Source organism: Aestuariibaculum marinum (assembly GCF_014596975.1).
GTDB lineage: Bacteria > Bacteroidota > Bacteroidia > Flavobacteriales > Flavobacteriaceae > Aestuariibaculum > Aestuariibaculum marinum.
Genome location: NZ_JACVXD010000047.1, coordinates 1 through 360, shown reverse-complemented (window position 1 = coordinate 360; position 360 = coordinate 1). Strand labels below are relative to the sequence as shown.

General features: G+C 39.2%; 1 protein-coding gene. It reads right to left on the bottom strand.

Going from position 1 to position 360, the window contains the following annotated elements; all coding sequences use genetic code 11:
- On the bottom strand, positions 1–307 hold a 307-nt coding region (locus tag ICJ85_RS16165; protein WP_188224828.1), incomplete at its 3' end, for a hypothetical protein.
- Positions 308–360 lie beyond the last annotated feature (53 nt).

The following is a 360-nucleotide window of genomic DNA, read 5'->3' as shown; positions in this document are numbered from 1 at the left end:
CGATAAACTTACTTGCGTAGGTTTCACCTGCCGGAGAATTAGCAAAACCTACCTCGTTTAGACTGGCAATTTGTTCATTTGATTTATCCTGATAACCGTTTACTTTTTCATTCAAAAAACCCGTCCGTGCCCATGACTGAAAGCTGATAAAGATAACACCAACTAAAACCATCCAAAACACGAATGAGAACGCCATCCTTGCATTAAACCGTGAAGACTTCAATCGTCTTTCATCTTTTAACACTTTTTTTCGACTTTGATCAGCACTCTTTTTTATACCGCCTTTCAGTTTACTGAAAAAACTCATCTAATCCCTCCCAGATCTAAGGCGTTTCGGACATAGACACGACGGAAATAAGT